This window comes from Tahibacter sp. (genome assembly GCF_035481375.1).
Lineage (GTDB): Bacteria > Pseudomonadota > Gammaproteobacteria > Xanthomonadales > Rhodanobacteraceae > Tahibacter.
Map to the genome: position 1 here is coordinate 1 of NZ_DATIGT010000169.1, position 3,717 is coordinate 3,717.

Annotated in this window: 3 protein-coding genes; 2 read left to right on the forward strand and 1 reads right to left on the reverse strand. The window is 70.7% G+C overall.

Going from position 1 to position 3,717, the window contains the following annotated elements; translation table 11 throughout:
- Positions 1 to 17: 17 nt before the first annotated feature.
- Positions 18 to 1,367, reverse strand: coding sequence for a hypothetical protein (locus tag VLF18_RS11265; RefSeq protein WP_325279718.1), 1,350 nt, complete (start codon positions 1,365 to 1,367; stop codon positions 18 to 20).
- A 207-nt stretch (positions 1,368 to 1,574) separates the two neighbouring features.
- Between VLF18_RS11265 and VLF18_RS11270 the strand changes: the two genes are divergently transcribed.
- Together VLF18_RS11270 and VLF18_RS11275 are read left to right on the forward strand one after the other, a co-directional pair.
- Positions 1,575 to 1,967 (forward strand): BlaI/MecI/CopY family transcriptional regulator, encoded by a 393-nt coding sequence (locus VLF18_RS11270; RefSeq protein ID WP_325279719.1) that lies wholly within the window; start codon positions 1,575 to 1,577, stop codon positions 1,965 to 1,967.
- A complete protein-coding gene (locus VLF18_RS11275) occupies positions 1,967 to 3,454 on the forward strand; it encodes a M56 family metallopeptidase (RefSeq protein ID WP_325279720.1) in 1,488 nt (495 codons plus the stop codon). Before VLF18_RS11270 ends, VLF18_RS11275 begins: the two co-directional genes overlap by 1 nt.
- Positions 3,455 to 3,717: the final 263 nt, after the last annotated feature.

The window sequence follows — 3,717 nt, forward strand, 5'->3', positions numbered from 1 at the left end:
GTGCTGACGCGCTGGAGCTACCCGCCGATCCAGGCCGTGCGCCCGCGCACCACGAGCGCATTCGCAAAATCGTTGTTCGTGCTGCCGAGATTGATCGGGTACGTCGCGCGCCCGTTCGTGCCGAACGACGTGTCGACGCCGCCGGTGAACGTCAGCCGCGTCAGCGCGAAGTCGTAGCCCGAGCCGGCGGTCTGCGTGTTCAGCGCGAACCCGCCGAGCGTGATATGGGTCGGGCCCAGCGTCACCGTGGAGATGTTCTCGAGCGCGACGCCCTTGGCCACGTCGCGATTGAGGCCGCCGATGTCGAACCCGACCGTGCGCCGGCCGGTGCCGTTGAAATCGTTGTCGAGCGCGCCGTCCTCGTCGAGCACGGCGACGGCGTAGTCCCAGTCGTTGCCCGCCACGCAATTCGTACCGGCGATGACCACGCCCGCGCCGGCCGGGCTGAACGGGCTGTAGCGATAGGCAATGCTCGTGACGATGTCGTCCTTGCAGCCGCTGCCGAAGTCGACGAGCCGCGCGCCCGTGCCGTTGCCGCCGAACGCCGTATCGAAACTGCCGTTGACGTTGAGGCGGACCACGCCGAAGTCCGCGCCGGTCGCGGTCTGCTGGCTCGTGCCGGCGACGACGATCTTGCCGTCGCCCTGAATCGCGATCGCCGTGGCGACGTCGTTGAGCGGATCGCTGGTCGACGTACCCCAGCTGTAGATCTGATAGCCGCTCGAATTGAAGCTTGCGTCCGCAGTGCCGTCGGCATTCTGCCGCGTGACCGCGAAGGCGGTCAGCGAGCCGACGAAATTCACCGTGGCATAGCCGGCGGCCACGATCTTGCCGTCGGCCTGCAGCGCGATCGCATTGGCACCGGCATAGGTATAGCCGCCGAGGCTCGGCGTCGTGATGCCGCCGAAGCCGAAACCATCGTCGAGCGCGCTGCCGTCGGCCTTGATGCGGCCGACGATGTACTGCGACTGCCCGTTGCTGTCGGGCGTGTACGCGCCCGCGAACACGATGCGGCCGGCGGCGTCGATCTTGACCGCGTTCACGCGCAGCGATGCACTGCTGCACAGCGCGTTCTGCACGAACTTGCCGTCGCCCGAGAACGTCGTGTCCGGCGAACCGTTGGGTAGCAGCCGCACGACGGCGATGCAGTCGTGCGTCGCGTCGATGCGTTCGTTGCCGGCCAGCACGACGGTGCCGTTGCTCGTGACGTCCATCGCGAGCGCGTCGTCCATGTTGTTGCCGCCGCCGTCGAAGAACACGATGCGGCGGCCGTTGTCGGCGAAATCGCCGTCGAGATTGCCGGCGGCGTGCGCGCCCGCGGCGACGGCAAGGCCGGACAGGAAGACACACGTGCGGGACAACGGCATGGCGGACTCCGGCGAAATCGACTGCGCTGGAATACGCAACGCGAGGGGGAAACGTGACAGCAGGAACGGCGAAAGGAACCCGGGCAGAGGCGTGAGAAAGACGCAGGCGCGCCGCGGTCCTGCGTGTCCATTACTAATTTCATAGTTGACAGGTTTGGCCGCGAACGACTACCGTCCGCCTCACTACGGGTTAATTAGTAGATGACCATGGCAAGACCGGCTTCCGGCACGCTGACCGACTCCGAGCGTGCGATTCTCGACGTGCTCTGGGACAAGGGCGAGGCCTCGGTGCGCGAGGTCGCCGACGTGCTGTCGCAACACAAGCCCGTCGCCTACACGACGGTGCTGACGATGTTCGGCGTCCTGAGCAAGAAGGGTCTCGTGACCCATCGCACCGAGGGCCGCGCCTTCATCTACCGACCGGCGATCACGCGCGAGGATGCCCGCGCGCAGGCGCTGCAGCAGTTGCTGCGGCAGTTCTTCGGCGGCTCGCCCGACGTGCTCGCGCAGCATCTCGTCAGCGAACACGACATCGATGCGGCGCGGCTCGCGGCGCTGCGCACCAAGCTCGATGCGGCGAAGTCGCGGAGGAAGCCGTGATGACCGGATTCATCGACGCGGCGTTGTCGCTCGCGCTGCAGCACCTGTGGCTGAGCGCGGTGGCGCTCGGCGTCGCCGTGTTCGTCATGCGGCGGCAGACGCTCGGCGCCGAAGCGCGCTCGTGGCTGCTGCTCGCGCTGCTTGCTGCGTCCGTGCTCGTGCCGATTGCCGCCGTCGTACCCCGGTCGCCGACAGGCGTCGGTTCCGCGGCGATCGCAACCGCGCGGGCCGCATCGCCGCCGCCCTCGGCGGCGGGCGTCGACGAGCCCATCGCCGCGACGGCCGCCGCCGGGCAACCGATCCGCGTCGCCGTGCCGCCGACGTTCGCCGCAGCGCTCGCGCTCGTCTGGCTGCTCGGCGCGCTGGTGCCGTGCCTGCGCCTGTATCGCGGCGTGCTTCGGGCGCGCCGCCTGCGGCAGGCCGCGTTGCCGGCGCCGGCGCTCGAAGCCCTGTGCGGCGAAGCGCTGCCGCGCGGCGTGCGCATTGCCGTGACCGCGGACGCCGGCCCGATGCTCGTCGGCCTGCGACGGCCCTGCATCCTCGTGCCCGAGGCGCTCGTCGCGACGCTCGACGCGGCTGCGCTCGCCGACGTGCTGCGGCATGAAATCGCGCATGTGCGGCGCGGCGACCTGTGGTCGTGCACGCTGGAGCGCATCGCGCTCGCGATGTTCTGGTGGAACCCGCTGCTGCGCCGGATCGCCGATCGGCTGGACCTCGCGCGCGAGACGGCTTGCGACGCGCGCGCCGCCGGCGGTGCGGCATCCGAGCTTGGCTACGCGGAATCCCTTTTTGCCAGTGTGGAACAGTTGCTCGCCGCGCCGCCGCGCGCGGCGCTCGCGGTCGGCATGCTCGGGCACGGCCGCCAGCTCGAATCGCGGATCGACAGCCTGATCGCGCGCGCCGGATCGACAGTGCCGCGGCGGCACTATGGCGCCGCGGAGTGGGGCACGGCCGCGCTCGTCCTGATCATTGCCGCGCTCGCGGCGCCGCCGCGCGTGCACTCGGCCGCGACGCGCCCCGCGGCGAGCGCCGTCGCGCGCGTTTCCGCGAAGGCCGAACCCGACGCCCGCATCGCACGGCTCGTCGCTGCCGTTGCGAGCGACGAGGCGCAGCGCGTGCGCGACCTCGTCGCGGCCGGCGTCGACATCGACGGCATGGAAGCCGGTCACGGCACGGCGCTGATGTACGCGAGCTGGAACAACGACCTCGAGATGGCGCGCCTGCTGCTGTCGCTCGGCGCCGATCCCGATCGCGGCGCGCCGGGCAAAGGCAGTCCGCTCGTGATCGCCGCAGGGCTCGGCCATCGCGCGCTCGTCGAACTGCTCGTGGAGGCCGGCGCCGACGTGAACCGCGGCGTGCGCTACGCGGGCACGCCGCTCGTCAATGCATTGCGCAACGGCGAAGCCGAGGTCGCCGAGTACCTGCTCGATCGCGGCGCACGCTTCGACGTCCCGGCCGAGCCGGCGACGCCGCAGCCGGCGACGTAGTTCCGATTTTCCCGGCCGCTGCGGCCGGATTCCCTTCGCACTGCCGATCGACACGGCGCGCCCCGGCGCGGCGCGCGAGGGCGTGCGCGCTCGCGACCCACTTTCCCGCTCTCATACGGAGAACCCGATGAAAACCCTGCCGCTGCTTGCCGCGTTGCCGCTGGTCCTGTCCGCTGCGTTCGCGCGCGCCGAAACGCCGCCGCCTGCGGCGTCCGTCGCCGGGACCGCGGCCGCCGATTCGCCGCGCACCACGCCCGACGGCC

Excerpts from the sequence above, each read along its gene's own strand:
- VLF18_RS11275 (WP_325279720.1), top strand. The coding sequence starts at position 1,967 with ATGACCGGATTCATCGACGCGGCGTTGTCGCTCGCGCTGCAGCACCTG.
- VLF18_RS11270 (WP_325279719.1), top strand. The coding sequence starts at position 1,575 with ATGGCAAGACCGGCTTCCGGCACGCTGACCGACTCCGAGCGTGCGATT.
- VLF18_RS11265 (WP_325279718.1), bottom strand. The coding sequence starts at position 1,367 with ATGCCGTTGTCCCGCACGTGTGTCTTCCTGTCCGGCCTTGCCGTCGCC.